The organism is Dactylosporangium vinaceum, assembly GCF_019904175.1.
In the GTDB taxonomy this organism is placed as follows: domain Bacteria; phylum Actinomycetota; class Actinomycetes; order Mycobacteriales; family Micromonosporaceae; genus Dactylosporangium; species Dactylosporangium vinaceum.
The window spans coordinates 2,458,084-2,476,278 of the sequence record NZ_CP061913.1; the positions used below are offsets into that span (position 1 = coordinate 2,458,084).

The 18,195-nt window shown below is 73.9% G+C and carries 19 protein-coding genes; 11 read left to right on the forward strand and 8 right to left on the reverse strand.

Going from position 1 to position 18,195, the window contains the following annotated elements:
* Nucleotides 1-50 precede the first annotated feature (50 nt).
* Nucleotides 51-1,493, reverse strand: a complete 1,443-nt coding sequence (locus Dvina_RS10725; RefSeq protein ID WP_246656141.1) for a hypothetical protein — start codon at nucleotides 1,491-1,493, stop codon at nucleotides 51-53.
* A gap of 127 nt (nucleotides 1,494-1,620) precedes the next feature.
* Here Dvina_RS10725 and Dvina_RS10730 point away from each other — a divergent pair, with 127 nt between their 5' ends.
* Complete coding sequence (locus Dvina_RS10730) at nucleotides 1,621-2,160, forward strand: RNA polymerase sigma factor (protein ID WP_246656142.1); 540 nt, start codon at nucleotides 1,621-1,623, stop codon at nucleotides 2,158-2,160.
* Nucleotides 2,153-2,752 (forward strand): permease-like cell division protein FtsX, encoded by a 600-nt coding sequence (locus tag Dvina_RS10735; RefSeq protein WP_223102304.1) that lies wholly within the window; start codon nucleotides 2,153-2,155, stop codon nucleotides 2,750-2,752. The genes Dvina_RS10730 and Dvina_RS10735 overlap by 8 nt, the downstream gene beginning before the upstream one ends.
* A gap of 111 nt (nucleotides 2,753-2,863) precedes the next feature.
* On the opposite strand, the gene Dvina_RS10740 is transcribed toward Dvina_RS10735, so the two are convergent.
* Genes Dvina_RS10740 through Dvina_RS10750 form a run of 3 tightly spaced genes read right to left on the reverse strand, consistent with a single transcriptional unit; the run spans nucleotide 2,864 to nucleotide 5,255 of the window.
* The gene (locus Dvina_RS10740) at nucleotides 2,864-3,505 is read right to left on the reverse strand and encodes a nucleoside/nucleotide kinase family protein (RefSeq protein WP_246656143.1); all 642 of its coding nucleotides are present in this window, start codon (nucleotides 3,503-3,505) and stop codon (nucleotides 2,864-2,866) included.
* Entirely contained in the window at nucleotides 3,502-4,290 is a 789-nt protein-coding gene (locus Dvina_RS10745) for an SDR family oxidoreductase (RefSeq protein WP_223102305.1), read from the reverse strand. The genes Dvina_RS10740 and Dvina_RS10745 overlap by 4 nt, the downstream gene beginning before the upstream one ends.
* The gene (locus Dvina_RS10750) at nucleotides 4,287-5,255 is read right to left on the reverse strand and encodes an LLM class F420-dependent oxidoreductase (RefSeq protein ID WP_223105453.1); all 969 of its coding nucleotides are present in this window, start codon (nucleotides 5,253-5,255) and stop codon (nucleotides 4,287-4,289) included. The genes Dvina_RS10745 and Dvina_RS10750 overlap by 4 nt, the downstream gene beginning before the upstream one ends.
* 149 nt (nucleotides 5,256-5,404) lie before the next feature.
* Here Dvina_RS10750 and Dvina_RS10755 point away from each other — a divergent pair, with 149 nt between their 5' ends.
* The 4 genes from Dvina_RS10755 to Dvina_RS10770 all read left to right on the forward strand — a co-directional run bounded on the left by Dvina_RS10755 (nucleotide 5,405) and on the right by Dvina_RS10770 (nucleotide 8,627).
* Nucleotides 5,405-5,611: a hypothetical protein gene (locus tag Dvina_RS10755; RefSeq protein ID WP_223102306.1), complete on the forward strand. Its 207-nt coding sequence runs from the start codon at nucleotides 5,405-5,407 to the stop codon at nucleotides 5,609-5,611.
* A gap of 133 nt (nucleotides 5,612-5,744) precedes the next feature.
* Nucleotides 5,745-7,187, forward strand: coding sequence for a GH1 family beta-glucosidase (locus Dvina_RS10760; protein ID WP_223102307.1), 1,443 nt, complete (start codon nucleotides 5,745-5,747; stop codon nucleotides 7,185-7,187).
* A gap of 135 nt (nucleotides 7,188-7,322) precedes the next feature.
* Nucleotides 7,323-7,727 (forward strand): hypothetical protein, encoded by a 405-nt coding sequence (locus tag Dvina_RS10765; RefSeq protein WP_223102308.1) that lies wholly within the window; start codon nucleotides 7,323-7,325, stop codon nucleotides 7,725-7,727.
* 87 nt (nucleotides 7,728-7,814) lie between these two features.
* On the forward strand, nucleotides 7,815-8,627 hold the full coding sequence (locus Dvina_RS10770) for a hypothetical protein (RefSeq protein WP_223102309.1): 813 nt from the start codon (nucleotides 7,815-7,817) through the stop codon (nucleotides 8,625-8,627).
* Here Dvina_RS10770 and Dvina_RS10775 read toward each other — a convergent pair.
* Both Dvina_RS10775 and Dvina_RS10780 read right to left on the reverse strand, forming a co-directional pair.
* Nucleotides 8,588-9,253, reverse strand: a complete 666-nt coding sequence (locus tag Dvina_RS10775; RefSeq protein WP_223102310.1) for a response regulator transcription factor — start codon at nucleotides 9,251-9,253, stop codon at nucleotides 8,588-8,590. The genes Dvina_RS10770 and Dvina_RS10775 overlap by 40 nt on opposite strands.
* Nucleotides 9,250-10,560 (reverse strand): sensor histidine kinase, encoded by a 1,311-nt coding sequence (locus tag Dvina_RS10780; protein ID WP_223102311.1) that lies wholly within the window; start codon nucleotides 10,558-10,560, stop codon nucleotides 9,250-9,252. Before Dvina_RS10780 ends, Dvina_RS10775 begins: the two co-directional genes overlap by 4 nt.
* Before the next feature lie 188 nt (nucleotides 10,561-10,748).
* On the opposite strand from Dvina_RS10780, the gene Dvina_RS10785 reads away from it, so the two are divergent.
* The 4 genes from Dvina_RS10785 to pth2 all read left to right on the forward strand — a co-directional run bounded on the left by Dvina_RS10785 (nucleotide 10,749) and on the right by pth2 (nucleotide 13,370).
* A complete protein-coding gene (locus Dvina_RS10785; protein WP_223102312.1) occupies nucleotides 10,749-11,261 on the forward strand; it encodes a DUF1707 SHOCT-like domain-containing protein in 513 nt (170 codons plus the stop codon).
* Between the two features lie 187 nt (nucleotides 11,262-11,448).
* Nucleotides 11,449-12,102, forward strand: coding sequence for an SDR family NAD(P)-dependent oxidoreductase (locus tag Dvina_RS10790; protein ID WP_223102313.1), 654 nt, complete (start codon nucleotides 11,449-11,451; stop codon nucleotides 12,100-12,102).
* A 43-nt stretch (nucleotides 12,103-12,145) separates the two neighbouring features.
* Nucleotides 12,146-12,961, forward strand: a complete 816-nt coding sequence (locus tag Dvina_RS10795; RefSeq protein WP_223102314.1) for a metal-dependent hydrolase — start codon at nucleotides 12,146-12,148, stop codon at nucleotides 12,959-12,961.
* A gap of 58 nt (nucleotides 12,962-13,019) precedes the next feature.
* Nucleotides 13,020-13,370, forward strand: coding sequence for a peptidyl-tRNA hydrolase Pth2 (pth2, locus tag Dvina_RS10800; protein WP_246656144.1), 351 nt, complete (start codon nucleotides 13,020-13,022; stop codon nucleotides 13,368-13,370).
* A gap of 43 nt (nucleotides 13,371-13,413) precedes the next feature.
* On the opposite strand, the gene Dvina_RS10805 is transcribed toward pth2, so the two are convergent.
* Nucleotides 13,414-14,310, reverse strand: coding sequence for a DUF72 domain-containing protein (locus tag Dvina_RS10805; RefSeq protein WP_223102315.1), 897 nt, complete (start codon nucleotides 14,308-14,310; stop codon nucleotides 13,414-13,416).
* A gap of 207 nt (nucleotides 14,311-14,517) precedes the next feature.
* Here Dvina_RS10805 and Dvina_RS10810 point away from each other — a divergent pair, with 207 nt between their 5' ends.
* Nucleotides 14,518-15,930 (forward strand): FAD-dependent monooxygenase, encoded by a 1,413-nt coding sequence (locus Dvina_RS10810; RefSeq protein ID WP_223102316.1) that lies wholly within the window; start codon nucleotides 14,518-14,520, stop codon nucleotides 15,928-15,930.
* Nucleotides 15,931-15,934: 4 nt separating this feature from the next.
* Here Dvina_RS10810 and Dvina_RS10815 read toward each other — a convergent pair whose 3' ends face one another.
* Nucleotides 15,935-18,160, reverse strand: a complete 2,226-nt coding sequence (locus tag Dvina_RS10815; protein ID WP_246656145.1) for a transglutaminase TgpA family protein — start codon at nucleotides 18,158-18,160, stop codon at nucleotides 15,935-15,937.
* Nucleotides 18,161-18,195: the final 35 nt, after the last annotated feature.

An 18,195-nucleotide genomic window follows, 5' to 3' on the forward strand; every position in this document is an offset into this window, starting at 1 on the left:
TGCCCGCCCGGCCCGCTGCCGGACGACGCAGCACCCGGCTCCCCGCGCCTTCAGCTGCGAGCCGACCCGATGCCCATCAGCACGGCGATGCCCAGGGCGCTGCGGGCGGAGTACGGCTGGCGCCACAGCCCGCCGTGCGCCGCCGCGAACGCCTCGTCCTGCCACGGGTGCTCGAGGGCGGGGCGGCTCACGTTGAGGTCGTGGACCAGCAGGGCGGCCATGAGCGAGTTGCTGGTCGCCGGCTCGAAGATCTCGATCCCGAAGCGGTGTGCGCCGGCGAAGGCGGCGGCCAGGAGGCGGTTCTTCACCACGCTGCGGGTGCGGGTGGCCGGGGCGACAGTCAGCGACACCGGCGTGCCGGCGGCCCGGGCCTCGGCCGCCCGCCAGCGCTGGAGCCGCTTGGCGAGCGCGTAGTTGGGGCCCTGCTGCGGCACCAGGCTGTCGTTGATCCCCGGGTACAGGCCCGGCGGGTAGTTGCGGGTGAGCAGGCGCCCCGCGCTCACCAGGCGCAGCGGCCGCCGGAGCCGCCCGATGCCCATCGCCGCCGCGTATCGCCGGGTCGCCTCGTCGACGGCGTCGTCCGGCACGGCGAACACGTCGGTCGGCGTCGCCAGGAACGCGAGCGCCAGGTCGGGCCGCCGATCCCGCAGGTGGACGGTGAGCGCGTCGACGGCCATGGCGACCCGCACGTTGAGGGCACCGTCGGCGTACACGTAGTTGCCGAGCACCAGCCGCCCCGGCTGCCCCTCGATCCAGCCGGCGACCCGGCCGAGGTCGTGCAGCAGGTCGGCGCCGCGCACGTCACCGGCGGCCGGCACGTGCAGCCGCCCGGCGTACCGTTCGGCCAGCGCCGTCAGCCGCTGCCAGATCGCCGGGCGGGGCAGGTCCACGGCGACCACGTCGGCACCCCAGCGCAGCAGCGCGCGCAGCGGCCCCATCTCGGCCCCGGCGCCGAGGACGACGACCCGCCGGTCGGGCAGGGCCAGCCAGTCCGGGTTGGCCGCGACCGTCCGGACCGCGTCGGCGCAGGAGCGCTCGATCGTGCCGGCCGCGACCCAGTCCTCGAGCTGCCGGTCGAGCTCGGCCCCGCGCAGGCGCCGCCCGCGGTACGGCACCGTCAGCTCCCGCTCGGCCTCACCCTGCCCCGCGACGGTCACCGTGGTGAGCGGCGGGCCCTCGGTGCCGAAGGCGGCCGTCAGGGGCGCTTCGTCGCCGTCGGGTCCGGCGCGGTACCGCATCCGCGTGTGCAGTGAGCCCAGCCCGTCCCGGGCGATGCTCAGGGCCGCGTCGCGGGACGGCAGCCCGGCCTCGATCAGCCGCCGGAAGTGCACGAGGTAGTCGTGGCGCCAGTTCGTCGACGCCTGCGCACCCCGGGCCCCGACCGGGTCGACGGCGCGCAGCGCGTCGGCGACCACGGCCCGTCCCAGCGCTGAGGTGCTGGCCCGGCCCTCGACGCTCGGGATGACGACTCCTGTCGGATTCTCGTTCGGCACAGCGCTCAGTCTGCCAGCCGGGCGCGGGTCCGGCCCGGTGCCCGCACGCCGGTCACCGAGGCGGGCGGGAAGGCGTGAACAACCGGCGGTCATGTGACGTAGGGGTGCGCTCGGGCGTGTAGATGGTATGACGACGATCCACACGCTCGACGGTGTTCCGCCGCCGACCGTCGCCGGGAGGGCCATGCCGCCCGATTTCACCGAGTGCTACGCCGCCTCGTTCGCGCCTGTCGCAGGCCAGCTCGCGGTGTACCTGGGCAGCACCGAGGAGGCCCAGGAGGTCACGCAGGAGGCGTTCACCCGCGCCTGGAGCCGGTGGGCCCGGATCTCCCGCTACGACGACCCGGCCGCCTGGGTCCGCCGGGTCGCCTGGAACCTGGCCACCAGCCGCATCCGCCGGGCCCGCACGGCCCTTCGCCACTGGCGCACCCAGCGCCCGGAGCCGGTCGCCGGCCCCGGACCGGAGCGGGTGGCCCTTGCGCACGCCCTGGCAACGCTGCCGCCCGCCCAGCGCCGCGCCGTGGTCCTGCACTACCTCGCCGGCCTCCCGGTCGCCGAGATCGCCGAGCTCTGCCGCGTACGCGAGGGTGCCGTGCGCACCTGGCTGTACCGAGCCCGGATCGCCCTGGCCAAGCACCTGACGGATGAGGTGGACGACAGTGCCTGAGCTCGACGAACTCCGAGACGCCCGGCTCCGCGCCGCCCTGGGCGAGCTGCACGACCGCGCCCGGTCGGCCCTGCGCCCGCCGGGCCCGGACCGCATCCCCGCGCTCGCCCGCCGCCGCCGCTTTGCCGCGGTCGGCGCCGGCAGCGCCCTGCTGCTCGCCCTGGCCGGCGCGTTCTGGCTGGCCGGAGCCGCACCGGCGGCCCACCAGCCGGCCGCCCGGGTCTGTACCCCGGTCCAGGCCCGCGCCTTCCTGCGGCCGGACGCCACCCCGAGCCAGACCGAGGACCTCCGCGCCGCGATCGCCGCCTCGCCCGAGATCTCGGATTACGGCTTCGAGTCCCGCGAGGAGGCCTACGAACGCTTCAAGCGCCAGTTCGTCGACGCCCCCGAGCTGGTCGCCGCGACCCAGGTCGATGACCTGCCGTCGAACTTCTGGTTCGACCTGCCCTGCGCCGCCGACTTCCCGGCCGTCCAGGCGCGCCTGAAGCCACTGGCCTCCGATGTGACATGCCCGTGCGTGCCGGACCCGGAGGCCGACCGCTCGGTCCAGCCGGCCGACTCGCCATCGACCTCGCAATCCCCGCGCCGCTGACCGGCTCCGAGGCGGGCATCACGCGACGGAGCCGGGGCTCTTCGGCCGGCGGTGCGGCGGTGTGCCGGGACGACGCCGCCCGCCTGTTCGACCCCGACGACCGCCCGGCGGTCAGCGGGTGAGGATCAGGTCGGCGCGGTCGCGGGTGCCGGCGATGACGGCGGCGTTGCGTTCGTCGCTGCGGAAGACCCAGTCCTGGGCGGCGGGAAGCTCGAGGCCCTTGGCCATCTGGCGGCGCAGCAGGGACTCCTGCCGGACGGAGTCGGGGGCGTCCAGGTACAGCACCAGGTCGAGCAGCCCGCGCACGGACGCCCAGGGTCCCTGGTCGAGCAGCAGGTAGTTGCCCTCGACGACGATGACCCGCACGTCGGCCGGGACCGGGATGACCCCGCCGATCGACTCGTGGAGGGTCCGGCTGTAGCTGGGCGCGTAGACGAGGTCCTCACCCGCGCGCAGGCGCCGGAGCAGGTGCACGAACCCGGCCGCGTCGAACGTCTCCGGCGCGCCCTTGCGGTCGGTGAGCCCGAGCCGGCCGAGCTCCACATTGGACAGGTGGAACCCGTCCATCGGCACGGCCACGCTCGTCAGTCCATCGTGGACGTTCAGCGCGTCGGAGAGGGCGCTGGACAGTGTGGACTTCCCGGCGGCGGGCGGTCCGCAGATGCCGACGATGGAGCGCCCCTGCCGCCCGCGGACGAACGGGACGACGACGTCGAGCGCCGGCTGGAGGACGTCGGGTTGCCGCATGCTCATGCGAGACTGTCGCGCAGGCCGCGCATCCCGGTGAGCCACCGATCCGTGTCAGTGGCCCGGTGCAGGTAGTACTTGGCCACCTCGGGATGCGGCAGGATCAGGAACTTCTCGGCGTCCAGCCCCTGGATGACGGCCTCGGCCACCTCCTGCGCCGACAGCACTGCCCCTCCGGCCGCCGTCACCTTGGCGCCGATGTGCCCCTCCTTGAGCCCTTCCTGGAGCATCGGGGTGTCGACGCCCTGCGGGCAGAGCGCGCTGACCTTGATGCCCTGGCTGCCGTAGGTGATGGACAGCCACTCGGCGAACGAGACCGCCGCGTGCTTCGTCACCGCGTACGGCGCGTCGCCGACCGAGGTCAGCAGCCCGGCGGCCGAGCACGTGTGCAGCAGATACCCGAAGCCCCGCTCCAGCATCGACGGCAGGACCGCGCGCGCGGAGTACACGTGCGACAGGACGTTCACCGCCCAGGTCCGCTCCCACGTCGCGTTCGACGCCTCGAGCCCGGCTCCACTGGTGACGCCGGCGTTCGCGCAGAACAGGTCGATGCGGTCGTAGCGGTCGAGCGCCTCCTGCACCAGCTCCGCCACCTGCTCCTCGCTCGTCACGTCGGCCTCGACGCCCACCGCTTCACCCGGCAGGGACGAGGCGAGGTCGGACGCCGCGGAGCCGTTGAGATCGGCGAGTACCAACGCTGCCGCGTCCTGGCTTGCGAAGCGCCGCGCCAGTGCGGCACCGATCCCACCGGCGGCCCCGGTGATGACCACGACCTTGCCATCGACCTTCACGTTCGCGCTCCCAGGCGTCGCAGTGTCTGCAGGAGTGCCGGCGCCCCGCCGGTCACGAGCTCCCGGGTCGGCAGCAGCGCAATCACCGGTGTCGTCACGCCTGCGGCCGCGTACCGCTCGACGTGGGCCCGGCACACCTCGGCCGAGCCGTGGACGATCAGCTGGTCGACGACCTCATCCGGAATCGCTGCCAGCGCGCCCTTGCGGTCGCCGGCCGCCCACGCGTCCCACATGGGCTTCAGGACGGCGCCCCGCCCCAGCCAGCGATGGAACGCCGCGTAGGCGGGCACGGTGAGGTACGCCGCGATCAGCCGCCGCGCGGTGGTGCGGGCCTCCTCGGCGTCCTCGGTCGGGCACACGAAGATCCGCGCGGCGACCTCGAAGTGCTCGGGCGCACCGGCCAGCTCGGCGCGCGCGGTCGCCACATCTTCGACGGACAGCCAGTTGAGCACGGCACCGTCGGCTTCGGCCGCCGCCAGGCGCAGCATGCGCCCGCGCAGACCGGCCAGGAGCAGCTTCGGCGGTACCTCCGGCGGCCGCTCCAGGCGGAAGCGCCTGACTGTGAACGTGTCGAAGGCCCCGTCGACGAGCTCGCCCGCCAACGCCGCGCGGAGGAACCGGAGGATGTCACGGCTGCGCTCGAACGGCTGTTTGAAAGCCACCGCGTTCCAGTCGTTGACCACAACCGGTGACGACGATCCGATGCCGAGCGCGAACCGGCCGGGTGCGGCCTCGGCCATCGTCGCGGCCTGCATGGCCAGCAGGCCGGGGCCGCGGGTGAAGACCGGGACGATCGCGGTGCCCAGGCGCAGCCGCGGCGCCCAGGCGGAGGCGAGGGCCAGCGGGGTGAACGCGTCAGTGCCGGCCACCTCGGAGGACCACACGTCCGTGAACCCGATGTCCGGTAACGTGGCGACCAACGCAGCGTGATCGGGCAGCGGGACGCCGGTCAGTGGGATCGTCAGCCCCCATTGGCTGTTCATCAGCCGATCATCTCCACGAAACGGCCGATGTGGCAAGCAGAACGGCACACTCGGCCGCGACCTCCGACGTTGCAGCGGGTAGACCCGCGACGTAGCCTGACGCGGGTTTCCACCGAGAGAAGGAGCGCAGCATGCTGGGTCTGGAAAAGAAGCTCATGAAGGAGTGGGAAGGCAAGAGCGCTCAGGAGATCGCCGACGCCCCCGTCACCGCGATCGCCGGCGTGAGCGACGGCGACGCCGAGAAGCTCCTCGCCGCCTTCAACATCAAGACCGTCCGTGACCTGGGCACGAACAAGTACTTCCGCTGGGCTCAGGGCATCGTCAACCTCGCCGACTGAGCTTGCTCCCGGCGTCACCGCGACGGCCGCTCCCCGCTTCGGGGGCGGCCGTTTCGTCGTCTCGGAGCCGGCCGGCGCGGGCCGCACAGCTGACGATCGCAGCGGCTGGCGCCGACCCGTTACCGTCTTTGGGATGCGACGGCGCCACGTGCTCACCCTCGCCGCCGTCGGGGCGGTCGCGTCCGGCTGCTCACCCGACGAGCCGAAATCCGGCCGCCCCGCGGCGACCCCGGCTCCCGCGGCCGGCGAGGCGTCGACGCTCGGGCCCGGCGGGCTCGCCTTCCCGGCGGGGTTCGCCTGGGGCGCCTCGACCTCCGCGTATCAGGTGGAGGGGGCCGCGGCCGAGGACGGCCGCGGGCCGTCGGTGTGGGACACGTTCAGCCACCAGCCGGGGCGGACCCGCGACGGGGATACCGGCGATGTGGCGGCCGACCACTATCACCGGGTGTACGAGGACCTCGACCTCATGAAGAGCCTGGGCCTGAAGAGCTACCGGTTCTCGATCTCCTGGTCCCGTGTCCTGCCGCAGGGCCGGGGTGCGCTCAACGCCAAGGGGCTCGACTTCTATCACCGGCTGGTGGACGGCCTGCTGGCCCGCGGCATCACCCCGGTGGCGACGCTGTTCCACTGGGACACGCCACAGGCGCTGGAGGACAAGGGCGGCTGGGAGCAGCGCGACTGTGCACAGTGGTTCGCCGACTACGCCCAGCAGATGTTCTATTCGCTCGGCGACAAGGTTGCGACCTGGCTGACGCTCAACGAGCCGAAGACGGTGGTGGCGCTCGGGTACACCACCGGCACCCACGCTCCCGGCCGGAAGGATCGGCGGGTGGCGAACGTGGCCGGCCACCACCTGCTGCTGGCCCACGGCCTGGCCGTGCAGGCGTTCCGCGGCACCGGCCGCAAGGGCGCGATCGGCGCCGCGCTCAACCTGTCCCCGGTGTACCCCGCTGACGGCTCGGCGGGGGCGGCCAAGCAGGCGGCCGCTCTCGACATCGAGGAGAACCGCCGCTGGCTGGAGCCGGTGCTGCTGGGGAAGTACCCCGACGGGTGGCTGGCGTCCCAGCCGGCCAACGCACCGATCCGCGCGGCGGTCCGCGACGGCGATACGGCAGTCATCGGGTCGAAGGCGGACCTGCTGGCGGTGCAGTACTACAACCCGGTGTTCGTCACCGCGCAGGGCGGCCGGGTGACGAAGCACCCCACGACCCAGGCCGGCTGGCTGGAGGTGTACCCCGACGGGCTGTACGACCTCCTGACGCGAATCAAGCGCGACTACGGTGACATCCCCCTGACCATCACCGAGAACGGCATGCCGACGACGAACGACGTCCAGGACGACGACCGCATCGCGTTCCTGCGCGACCATTTCCGGGCCGCCCACAAGGCCGTCCAGGCGGGCGTGCGGCTCCAGGGCTTCCACGTCTGGTCGCTGCTCGACAACTTCGAATGGGCCGAGGGCTACTCCCAGCGGTGGGGCCTGATCCGGGTCGACGCGACGACCCGGGAGCGCCGCTACAAGGCAAGCGCCGACTGGTACCGCACCGTCATCGCGAAGAACGGCATCGACCCCTAGCCCGGCGGGTCCCGGCGACCGGCTCGCCGGGCGATGTCAGCGGCCGCGTCAGGGCGCTGGCGGGGCCGTGTCAGTCCCGGCCGCGATGGTGGTGGCACAACGAACCGCCACATCGCAGCCCGAGGAGCGCCCACCATGTCGATCACCCTCACCGACCAGGACAAGACCACCCTGCGCATCGCCGCCTACGGCGCCGTCACCCTGCTTTGCGCGGCCGGAGCCGTCGGCGGCTCCCCGCACCGGATCGCCACCAACGGCAGCCTGGCCCTCGGCGCCGCAACCGGGCCGGTCGGGCACGTCCTCGCCGACTACCCCAAAGGCAAGCAGCTCAACGGCAAGTCGGTGGCCGAGATCGCCGACCGGGTGCTGCCGGCGCTGACCGCGGCCATGACCCTGCTCAACGCCCAGGACCCGGCCGAGGCCGGGAACTTCCGGCACACCGTCGTCACCGCCATCGAGTCGGCCGTCCACGACAGCCGGCCGACCCCGGTCATGACCGACGTCATTCGCAAGATCACCGACGCCCTCGACGCCGCCTGACAGGCGACCCCGGCCCGGACGGCCACAGGACCGGCCCTGTGGCCGTCGTCGCTGCCGGCGGCCGACCACCGCCACTACGGTGTGGCAGTGACGCTCCTGCTGCTGAAGCTCACCCTCGCCCCGCTGCTGGTAGTCGGATCGTCGCTGGCCGGGCGGCGCTGGGGCGCGCGCGTAGCCGGGATGATGGTGGCGTTCCCGGTCGTGGCCGGGCCGATCCTCGTCATCGTCGCGCTGGAGCACGGTGCCCGGTTCGGGGCGCGGGCCGCGGCGGCGTCGCTGCTCGGGCTGGTGTCGCTGGCCGTCTTCGCGGTGGTGCTCGCCTACGCGGGCCGGCACCGGCGCTGGCCGGCGGCGCTCGTCGTGTCCTGGGCGGCGACCGTCGGAGCCGACGTCCTGCTCGCGCGGGTCGAGATCGGTGTCGGCTGGGCGTTCGCGCTGATCCTCGGCGTGGTCTGGGTGGCCCACCGCTGCGTGGCGGCGATCGGATCGAAGGCCGGTCCGGCCGGCGGAGCGGTGCCGCGGCCGCCGTGGTGGGACCTGCCCGCCCGGGCGGCGGCCACCGTGGTCATGGTCCTGTCGGTGACCGGGATCGCGGCCCGGGCCGGGCCGGTCGTGGCCGGCGTGCTGGCCCCGTTCCCGGTCGCCTCGAGCGTCGTCGCCGGGTTCGTGCTGGCGCAGCAGGGTGCGGCGGCGGCCGTGCGGATGCTTGCCGGGTTGATGCAGGGGCTCGTCGGCTTCGCCGTCTTCTGCGGGCTGGCGGCGGTGCTGCTCGAGCCGTTCGGGGTGGCCGGTGCGTTCGCCGTGGCCGTGGCCGGGGCCCTGATCACGCAGGTCGGCCTGGCGGTGCCGCGCAGGGGCGCTCAGCCGAGCCAGCCGGGGCGGACCAGGCCCGCCTCGTAGGCGAAGACGACGAGCTGGGCGCGGTCGCGGGCGCTCAGCTTGATCATGGCTCGGCTGACGTGGGTCTTGGCGGTGGCCGGGCTCACGTACAGCTTCGCGGCGATGTCCTCGTTCGACAGGCCCGCGCCGACGAGGGCCATCACCTCCCGCTCGCGGTCGGTCAGGGTGTCGAGGGACATGGGGGCCAGCGGCGCGCGGGAGCGGCTCGCGAACTCCTCGATCAGCCGGCGGGTCACGCCCGGGGAGAGCAGGGCGTCGCCGGCCGCCACCGCCCGCACGCCGCGCAGGAGATCGACCGGCTCGGTGTCCTTGACCAGGAAGCCGCTGGCGCCGACCCGGAGGGCCTCGAAAACGTACTCGTCCAGGTCGAACGTGGTGAGGATGACGATCCGGACGTCGGACAGCGCCGGGTCCGCGGCGATCTGCCGGGTGGCCTCGAGGCCGTCGAGGACCGGCATCCGGATGTCCATGAGGACCACGTCGGGGCGGGTCCGGGTGGCCTGGCGGACGGCCTCGGCCCCGTCGGCGGCCTCGGCGACGACCTCGATGTCGGACTGGGCGTCAAGCAGCGCGCGGAAGCCGGCCCGCACCAGGGCCTGGTCGTCGGCCAGCAGCACCTTGATCACGGGGTCTCCTCCTCGCTCAGCGGGATGCGGGCGACGACCGCGAAGCCGCCGTCCGGCCGCGGGCCGGCCTCCACCGAACCGCCGAACGTCGCCGCCCGGTGGCGCATCCCGGGGATCCCGTTGCCGCCGCCCGGCCCGGCTCCGCCCGGCGCGGCCGGTGCCGCCTCGGCCTCAGCCACCGCGCCCGGGGCCGGCTCGGCCGGACCGACCCCGTTGTCGGTCACGGTAAGCGTCAGCTCACCGGGAGCGTAGGCGACGATCACCGTCGCGGTGGCGTCCGGCCCCGCGTGGCGGCGGACGTTTGTCAGGGCCTCCTGCACGATCCGGTAGGCCGCCCGGTCGACCTGGGGCGGCACGGGCCGGGCCGCGCCGATGGTGTCGACAGTGACCGGCAGGCCGGCGCTGCGCGCCTCACCGGCCAGGCGCTCCAGGTCGGCCAGGCCGGGAGCGGGCGTGCGCGGAGCGGCCTCGCCGGGGTTGAGCCCGGCCAGGACGGCCCGGGTCTCGCGCAGGGCCTCGGCGCTGGCGTGCTTGATCGCGGCCAGCGCGACCCGGGCCTGCTCCGGCTGCTCGTCCATCAGGTGCAGGCCCACGCCGGCCTGGACGTTGATGAGGGAGAGGTGGTGGCCGATCACGTCGTGGAGCTCGCGGGCGATCAGGAGGCGCTCGTCGCTGGCCTGGCGGCGGTGCTGCTCCTTGCGGGCCTTCTCCTCCTCGGCGCGGGCCAGCGCCTCCTGGTGGGCGCGGTCACGGGCCATCTGCGCGTATCGCTGGCCGCGGACCCGGGCCCCCTCGCCGAAGAACGCGAAGATCACGCACCACACGCCGATGGCCACGAGGCGGCCGACGGAGGCGTCGGGCAGGACCCAGACGACATAGGTGGTGTACGCCGCAATCACGCCCAGCCACGTGAGCCAGCGGAAGCCGGCCGACAGCGCGCCGAACACGGCCACGAGGGCGGCGATGAAGCCCGGGCCGTTGGGGTACAGCATCGCGAAGTAGGCGACAGTGGCACTCAGCGCGCCCGCGAGCGCCAGCAGCGGCGACTTGTGCCGCAGGAGCAGCGCGGCGGGGCCGGCGAGGAGCAGCAGGTAGCCGGTCTGGTCAAGGGCGTGGGCGCCGTCGGTGCCGTAGGCGGCGGCGCGGGTGCCGAGGACCTGGATGAGTGCGATGAAGATGGCGAGCGGGACCGGGTGCGGGCCGTTGAAGTGGCGGCCGCGGCGGCGCTCGATGCGCTCCTCGAAGCGCTTGAACTTGCGCTCGAGGCGCGCGGCACGGTGCTCGCTGGCCCAGGGCGCATGTCTCACAGCACAAACCGTAGTGGAGGCGTCTCACCAGCGGCATCGGCTCGCGGGTGCGGCGGGCGTACTCCCGCCGGAGTAGGCCGGGCCGCGGACTGCGCCGCCGGTGGTAGCACACGAGCCGTCCCCGGTGCGACGCGCTCGGAGCCCCCGTTCGGCACGCTGGAGTCCATCAACGGAAGGGGGCCGAGAACATGGCCGGCGAGAGGGTACGCGCCTCGGACGAGGAGCGCGAACAATACGCCAACATGGTGCGGGCCGGCATGACCGAAGGCCGGCTCACGCTCGAGGAGGGGGAGGAGCGGCTCGCGGGGGTGTACGCCGCGAAGTTCCGCGACGAACTGCCGCCGCTGACCGCGGACCTGCCCGAGGGGGGCCGGCGCGGCCTGCACGAGACGCCGGAGGCCAAGGAGCAGTTCGCCCGGGACTCGCGCCGGCACCTGTGGGGGCACGCGGGCTTCGTCGCGGTGGTCGCGGCCGCGCTGACCGGGCTGTGGGCGCTCTCGGGTGCGCACTTCTTCTGGCCGGCGATCCCGCTCTTCTTCATGGCGTTCGGCCTGGCCAGGCATGCGCGCTGGCGGGCGTACGGCGGGCGCCCGCGCTTCGGGCGGGGCCCGTGGGGACATCACCACGGCCACGGGCGTGGTGACTGGGGACGCGGACCGTGGGGGGCCGCGTCCGACCGTCAGCAGGGCTGGAGCCGCTGACACCGGGGGCCGCCGTCGCCACACGGCGGCCCCCGCCGCGTCCGCCCGGACCGCAACGCCGGGAAGACACACCGCCGCGACAGTCGTGACGTTCGCGGCGACCGCACCGTCGAACAGGGGAAACACTGTGACGTTCGCCGTGACCGCACGGTCGAGCAGTAGAGCCGCCGACCCCGGGGAGGGCGTCGTGTTTGCATCATCCTTCGAGCTCAAGGGCCGCACCGCGGTCGTGCTGGGCGGCTGCGACGGCGTCGCCGCGGCCGTCTGCCGGCTGCTGTCGGAGCGCGGCGCCCGGGTCGCGATTGTCGGACCCGACGAGCTGGCCCTCGCCGACCTGGTCGACGAGCTGCGCTGGAACGGCGCGGAGGCGGTCGGGATCGTCGCGGAGCGCCTCGACCGGGCGGACGCCGCGGCCATGGACTCGGTCCGGGGCAGCGTCATCGGCGAGCTGGGCCCGCCCGAGCTGCTGTTCGTGCTGCCGGGCGCCCTGGACAACCGGAGCTGGCAGCGGACCGTCGACAATGGACTGACGGGGACCTTCCTGGCGCTGCAGGCGTTCGTGCCCACCATGGCCGAGGCCGGGTGCGGCGCGGTCGTGACGCTCGCGCCCGTCGGGGCCGACCCGGCCACAAACGCGGTCGGCGGGGGAGTGACGGCGCTCACACAGCACTACGCCCGGCTGTTCGCGGCGGCGGGTGTGCGGGCGAATGTCGTGTCCTGGACACCGTGCGACTCGACGGTCGAGGACGCCGCCTTTGCCGCCCTCTACCTGGCCTCGGACGCCGCGGCGCGGATGACGGCAACGACACTCGACGTTGCGGGCACATTGATGCGGCTGTAGATCCTATGTACGAATGACCGTCCACCTGGGATAGTCACTGCGCATGATGGGCTCGTCGCATGCGCTTTCCGGGGCGGCCGTCTGGTTGACGGGATCGCTCGCGCTCGACCAGCTGGCGGGCTTCCACCAGACGCCGCTGCAACTCGCCGTCGGCACCGCGATCTGCGCCGGCGGCGCGCTGGTGCCTGACCTGGACCTCTCCGGCCGGGTCACCAGCCGGCAGGGCGGCGCGACGGTGGCGCACACGTTCGGCGTGTTCTCGCTGTTCCTGGCCGAGTGCATCGAGAAGCTCTCGCTCGGCGTCTACCGGCTCACCCGGATGAAGTACGACCCGCCGCGGCGCAACGGCCACCGCACGCTGACGCACACCATCGTGTTCAACGTCGGCCTCGGCTACGGCACCCTCGCCCTGTGCGAGGCCTACGGCAAGTGGGCAGTCATGGGCGTGCTCTTCTTCGCCTTCGCGCTTGCCCTGCGCGGCCTGTTCGAGCGCTGGGCCGAGCGGGCCGGCTGGGTCATCGTCACGCTCGCGTCGGCCGGTGCGGCCTTCCTCGTCTACGAGCGGCTCCCCGGCGACCGGGGCTATCCGCTGCTCGGTGTGGCCGTCGGCGTGGGCGGCCTCATCCACCTGCTCGGCGACATGATCACCCGGCACGGCTCGCCGATACTCTGGCCGATCCCGACCGGCCGCCGCATGTGGCGCTGCTTCGGCCTGCCGCACCGGATCGCCCTCACCGCGGGCGACAAGACCGAGACGGTGCTGCTGCGCACGGTCTTCGCGACAGTCGCCATCTTCGCGGGCGCGTTCCTGGTGGCGCCGATATTGCTGCACCGGTTCCACATCACGCTCGGGTCCTGAACGGGCGGCCGGCCCGGCGGCGGGCGGCGAGCCCCGGGCTGACGCTAACCTGGCGCTCGTGAGCGAAACCCGGCTGGTCATCGTCGTGCGGACCGACCTCGGCATGGGCAAGGGCAAGATCGCGGCGCAGGCGGCCCACGCGGCGGTCGGGGCGGCGCTGCGCAACCAGGGGACGGCCGCGTTCGCCGACTGGTGGCGGGCCGGGCAGCCCAAGGTGGTGCTGAAGGTGGCCGACGAGGACACGCTCGGGCTGGTGGTGGCGGCGGCCGCGGAGGCCGGGCTGCCGGTGGAGGTCATCCACGACGCCGGGCGCACGCAGGTGGCGGCCGGCACCGCGACCTGTGCCGCGATCGGGCCGGCGCGGCACGACGCGCTGCAGCCGGTGACGGGCGCGCTGTCGCTGCTGTAGGACACCCCGGCCCGGCGGTGCGGCGCTGCGGTGGGCCGGTGCGTCAGCCGATGACCGGGGACCTGTCGCTGCTCTGACCGACGAGCTCCATGAGCCGGGCGGCGTCGCGCTGGGCCTGGCCGGCGCAGCAGTTGTTCATCAGGACGTGGACCTCGTCGGCGTCGGCGGCGAGCATGTGGAGGCGGGCCGCCCAGTCGGTCAGCTCGCGCTCGGAGTAGGCGTAGCGGAACTTGTCCTCCTTCGAGCCGCGCTCCCAGGCCGAGCTGTGGCCGTGGAACCGGACGACGGCGGGCGAGGCGGTGACGGCCAGCACGGGGGGCACCGACGAAGAGAAACCCTGGGGCATGTCGACCGCGACGAACGACGTGCCCGCCCGCTGCAGCATCAGCAGCGTCTCCAGGGTGCGCTGGGAGCCCGCGAACCAGGAGCCGTGCCGCAGCTCCACCGCGGCCGCGAGCGGGCGGCAGCGGGCGATGGTGTCCTCGATGCGGCGGACCCCGGCCTCGCCGTACGCCAGCCACGGCGGGAACTGCAGCAGCACCGTGCCGAGCCGGTCGCGCAGCGGCTCCAGTGCGGTGTGGAAGCGGCGCCAGAGCTCGTCGAGCACCTCCGGCGGCAGGTCCGAGCGGCGGATCATGCCGGTGGCCCGGGCGGCCGGGCGCAGGTCGGACGGGAGGGTCCGGGCCTGCGTCGAGTGGCCGGTGAGCAGCGCGTAGGCCTTGACGTCGAACGTGAAGCCGGGCGGGGTGGCCGCCGCCCAGCCGGCCGTCATCTCCGGCGCCGGGATCGCGTAGTAGCTGGTGTCCGCCTCGACCAGATCGAACCGGCTCGCATAGAACGCCAGGCGCTCGGCCGAGGTCTTCACCTCCCGCGGATACCAGCCGGAGGTCAGGAGCTGCCGGTCCGCCCACGACGCCGTACCGAGCCGAATCACACCCATGTAATTCAGTGAAACCCGTCAGCCCCTGCACCGCCACCGGAGCGGCCCTGTAGTCTGACGGCTGTCCGTGACCCGGCCGGGGAGGTGAGACCCATGAACGCTCGAACGATGTGGGGCTCCCCGCTTGCCGTCACGGCTGGGCGATCGATGTAGGTGTCGCCGGGAGCGCCGATCCCCAAAAGGCACTCCCGAAAGGCAACACCACACATGTACGACGTGATCATTGCCGGCTGCGGCCCCACCGGCGCGCTGCTCGCCGCCGAGCTGCGCCTGCACGACGTGCGGGTCCTCGTCCTGGATCAGCAGACCGAGCCCACCTCGTTCGTCCGGATCGTCGGGCTGCACATCCGCAGCCTCGAGCTGATGGCCATGCGCGGGCTGCTGGAGCGGCTGCTCGAGCACGGCCGGCAGCGTCCGGCCGCCGGCTTCTTCGCCGCCATCGACAAGCCCGTGCCCACCGGCCTCGACTCCCCGTACGCCTACCTGCTGGGGATCCCGCAGCCGGTCATCGTGCAGGTCCTCGAGGACCACGCGAAGAACCTGGGGGCGCAGGTCCGCCGCGGTGCCGCGGTGCGCGGGCTCGCGCCCGACGAGCAGGGCGTGACGGTCGAGCTGGCCGGCGGGGAGCGGCTGCGGGCGCGCTACCTGGTCGGCTGTGACGGCGCCCGCAGTACCGTGCGCAAGCTGCTCGGCGTCGGCTTCCCCGGCGAGCCCGCGCGCAACGACACCCTGATGGGCGAGATGGAGCTCAGCGCGGCGCCGGAGGAGATCGGGGCCAAGGTGCGGGCCGACCGGCGGCTCGACATCCGGCCGTTCGGCGAGCGGCTGTATCGCGTCATCGTGCCCGCCGCGGGTGTGAGCGACCGGGCCGAGCCGCCGACCATCGAGGACTTCCGGGAGCGGCTGCGAGCCGTCGCCGGGACCGACTTCGGGGTCCACTCGCCGCGCTGGACGTCCCGGTTCGGCGACGCGACCCGGCTGGTCGAGCGCTACCGGGTCGGGCCGGTGCTGCTGGCCGGCGACGCCGCCCATATCCACCCGCCGATCGGGGGCCAGGGCCTCAACCTGGGCATCCAGGACGCATTCAACCTCGGCTGGAAGCTGGCCGCCCAGATCCGCGGCTGGGCTCCGGCGGCGCTGCTCGACACGTACCAGGCCGAGCGGCACCCGGTCGCCGCGGCGGTCCTGGACAACACCCGGGCGCAGACGCAGCTGCTGTCCGCCGAGCCGGGCGCGCAGGCGGTGCGCCGGCTGCTCACCGAGCTGATGGACTTCAACGAGGTGAACCGGTATCTGATCGAGAAGATCGCCGCGGTCGACATCCGCTACGACTTCGGGCCGGGGCCGGACCTGCTCGGCCGCCGGCTGCCCGACCTGGACGTGCAGTCGGGCCGCCTCTACAGCCGGCTGCACCGGGGGCGCGGCCTGCTGCTGGACCGCACGGAGCGGCTGAGCACCGGCGCCTGGTCGGACCGCGTCGACCTGCTCGGCGATGCGACGGCGGCCCTTGACGCCCCGGCCGTCCTGCTGCGCCCCGACGGACACGTCGCCTGGGTCGGCGACGAGCAGCGGGACCTGGACGAGCACCTCCCGCGCTGGTTCGGGGCCGCCGGCGACTGACCGGCTAGCGGCGGCGATGCCATCGCAGTGGGCGAGGGTCGAGCGTCCACACCAGGCGGCGCCACCACGGGCGGCGGCCCCGCAGGTCCTCGACGTACGCCGTGGCCTGGGCCGTCGCCCGCACCGCCTGGGACTCGCCCGGGCCGGAGGCGCCGGCGAAGGCGACCGCGTTGACGAGCACCGCGAGCTCGTCGACAGGCGGCACCGCGGGGCGCAGTGAGCGGCCGGCGGAGTGGGCGCGGGGCTCGGCGGCGTTGGCGGCGTACCTGGCGATCTCCTCGGCCGTCAGGTGCGCCGGCGCCGGCCGTCCGGCCTGCCGCAGCCCGATGAGCACCTCGTTCCAGGCGGCGTCGATGCGCACCGACGGCGGCCCGGTGGAGAGGCGCTGCCGCCGGCGGCGGGCGACGAGCAGCGGTACGGCCACGAAGTAGGTCAGGAGCAGCACGGGAACACCGGCCGCCACCACGAGCACCAGGACGTTGCCGCCGCCGGAGGTGACGGCGGGCGCCGCTGAGGGGCGGGCCGAGTGCGACGCCTGCACGCTCGTCGCGTCCGAGGGCGGCGGGACCGACGGCGGTGGGGGGTTGGAGGGCGGGGCCTTGGGCTTGAAGTCGTCCTCCACCGGCCGCTGCACGGTGTCGGACTTCGGCAGCGGATCGAACGCCACCCAGCCGAACCCCTTGAACTCGACCTCCGGCCAGGCGATCGCGTCGGCCCCGCGGATCGCCGGCGAGCCCTTGTGCGTCTGGAAGCCCACGGCCACCCGGGTCGGCAGGCCGGCCAGCCGGGCCAGCACGGCGAACGCGGCGGTGAACTGCTCCGACGTGCCCTTCTGCCCGCCGATCTGCCTGTTGCCGAAGAGGAAGTGCTCGACGTTCGGGTACGAATGGCCGCTCGGCGCGTCGGCGACCAGCTTGTAGTGCTCCTCCAGCCACTGCTGGATGGCGAACGCCCGCTGGTACGGGTTGGAGACGCCCTCGCCCAGTTGGCTGCCGAGCTGCGCGATCGAGTCCGGGACCTTGCCGGGCAGGGCCAGGAACCGCCCGGCCTCCTCGGGCGAGGGCACCTCGGCGACGAAGAGTTCCTGATCGTCGGGGCGCGGCTTCTGCCGGGACGTGACGGTGTACCGCAGCCCCCTGGCAACGGGGTCGGCGAGCGCAATGGTGCCGGTGTCGGCGTCGTAGGCCACGCGCACGCCCTCGACCCGCTCCGGGGTGGCGATCCCGGGCAGCAGGCGGCCGTCGAGCTCGTCGATCGTGATGGTCTGCGTGACCGCGGGGCCGTCGCCGTCGGAGCGGCCCAGGACCCGGCCGGCGTTGCGGTACACGGAGCCGATCCGCCAGGTCACACCGTCGTAGTCGTTGAGGATCGCGAGCCGGATCAGCGGCTCCTGCTGCGCCCCCGGCCCGGGGGCGACGACGGCGTCGAAGAGGTGCTGGTCCTTGTTGAGGTTCCAGCCGGACAGCCGGACGAGCGGGTTTTCGTCGAGGGCGTCCAGCTGCGGCGGGGTCACGTAGTTGCGCGGGTCGACGGGCGTGTCGTTGCCCTGCTCGGCGACGGTCGGGCCGAGCAGCTGGGACAGCAGCACGATCACCGCGAGCCCGGCCAGCGCGCCGCCGCCGAGCCGCAGGCCGAGCGTCCGGCGCTGGGCGCCGGTGAGCGCCTCGCCGCCGAGGTCCGGCCGCGCGCTCGCGATGAGCCCGAGGATCGCCAGCGCGGCGTAGACCAGCGGGATCCACGTCGTCGTGCGGGCCGCCGTGGTGTCGGGCCCGACCAGGTAGAGGGCGCCGCCGAAGAGGACGGTGGGCGCGCTGTAGGACAGCAGCACGCGGCGGTACCGCACCCCGGCCTCGGCCGCCGCCAGCCCCGCGAGCCACGTGGCGATGACCGGCAGCAGGACGGTGTCGGGCTGCGGCTCGATCGGGATCAGCGCGGTGAGCAGCCGCGGGATGCTGTTGGCGAGCGCCTCCCGGGCCACGTCCGGCACCGGCCCGGCGACCTGCCCGGCCTGGGCCGACACCCGCACGGTCGCGAACACCATGGCGGCCAGGCCGAGGACCGACGCGGGTGCGGCGGTGTATGCCGGCAGCCGCCGCACGGCCACACTGATGAGCACCGAGGCGGCCGCGGCGATCGTGACGAGCAGCGGCAGCAGTGTCCCGTTGTAGATGGGCGCCAGCTGCAGCCCGCTGAGCACCAGCATCCCGAGCAGCGCCAGGGCAACGAGCACCCGCCTCACGACACGGCCTCCGCGGCGGCCGGGGC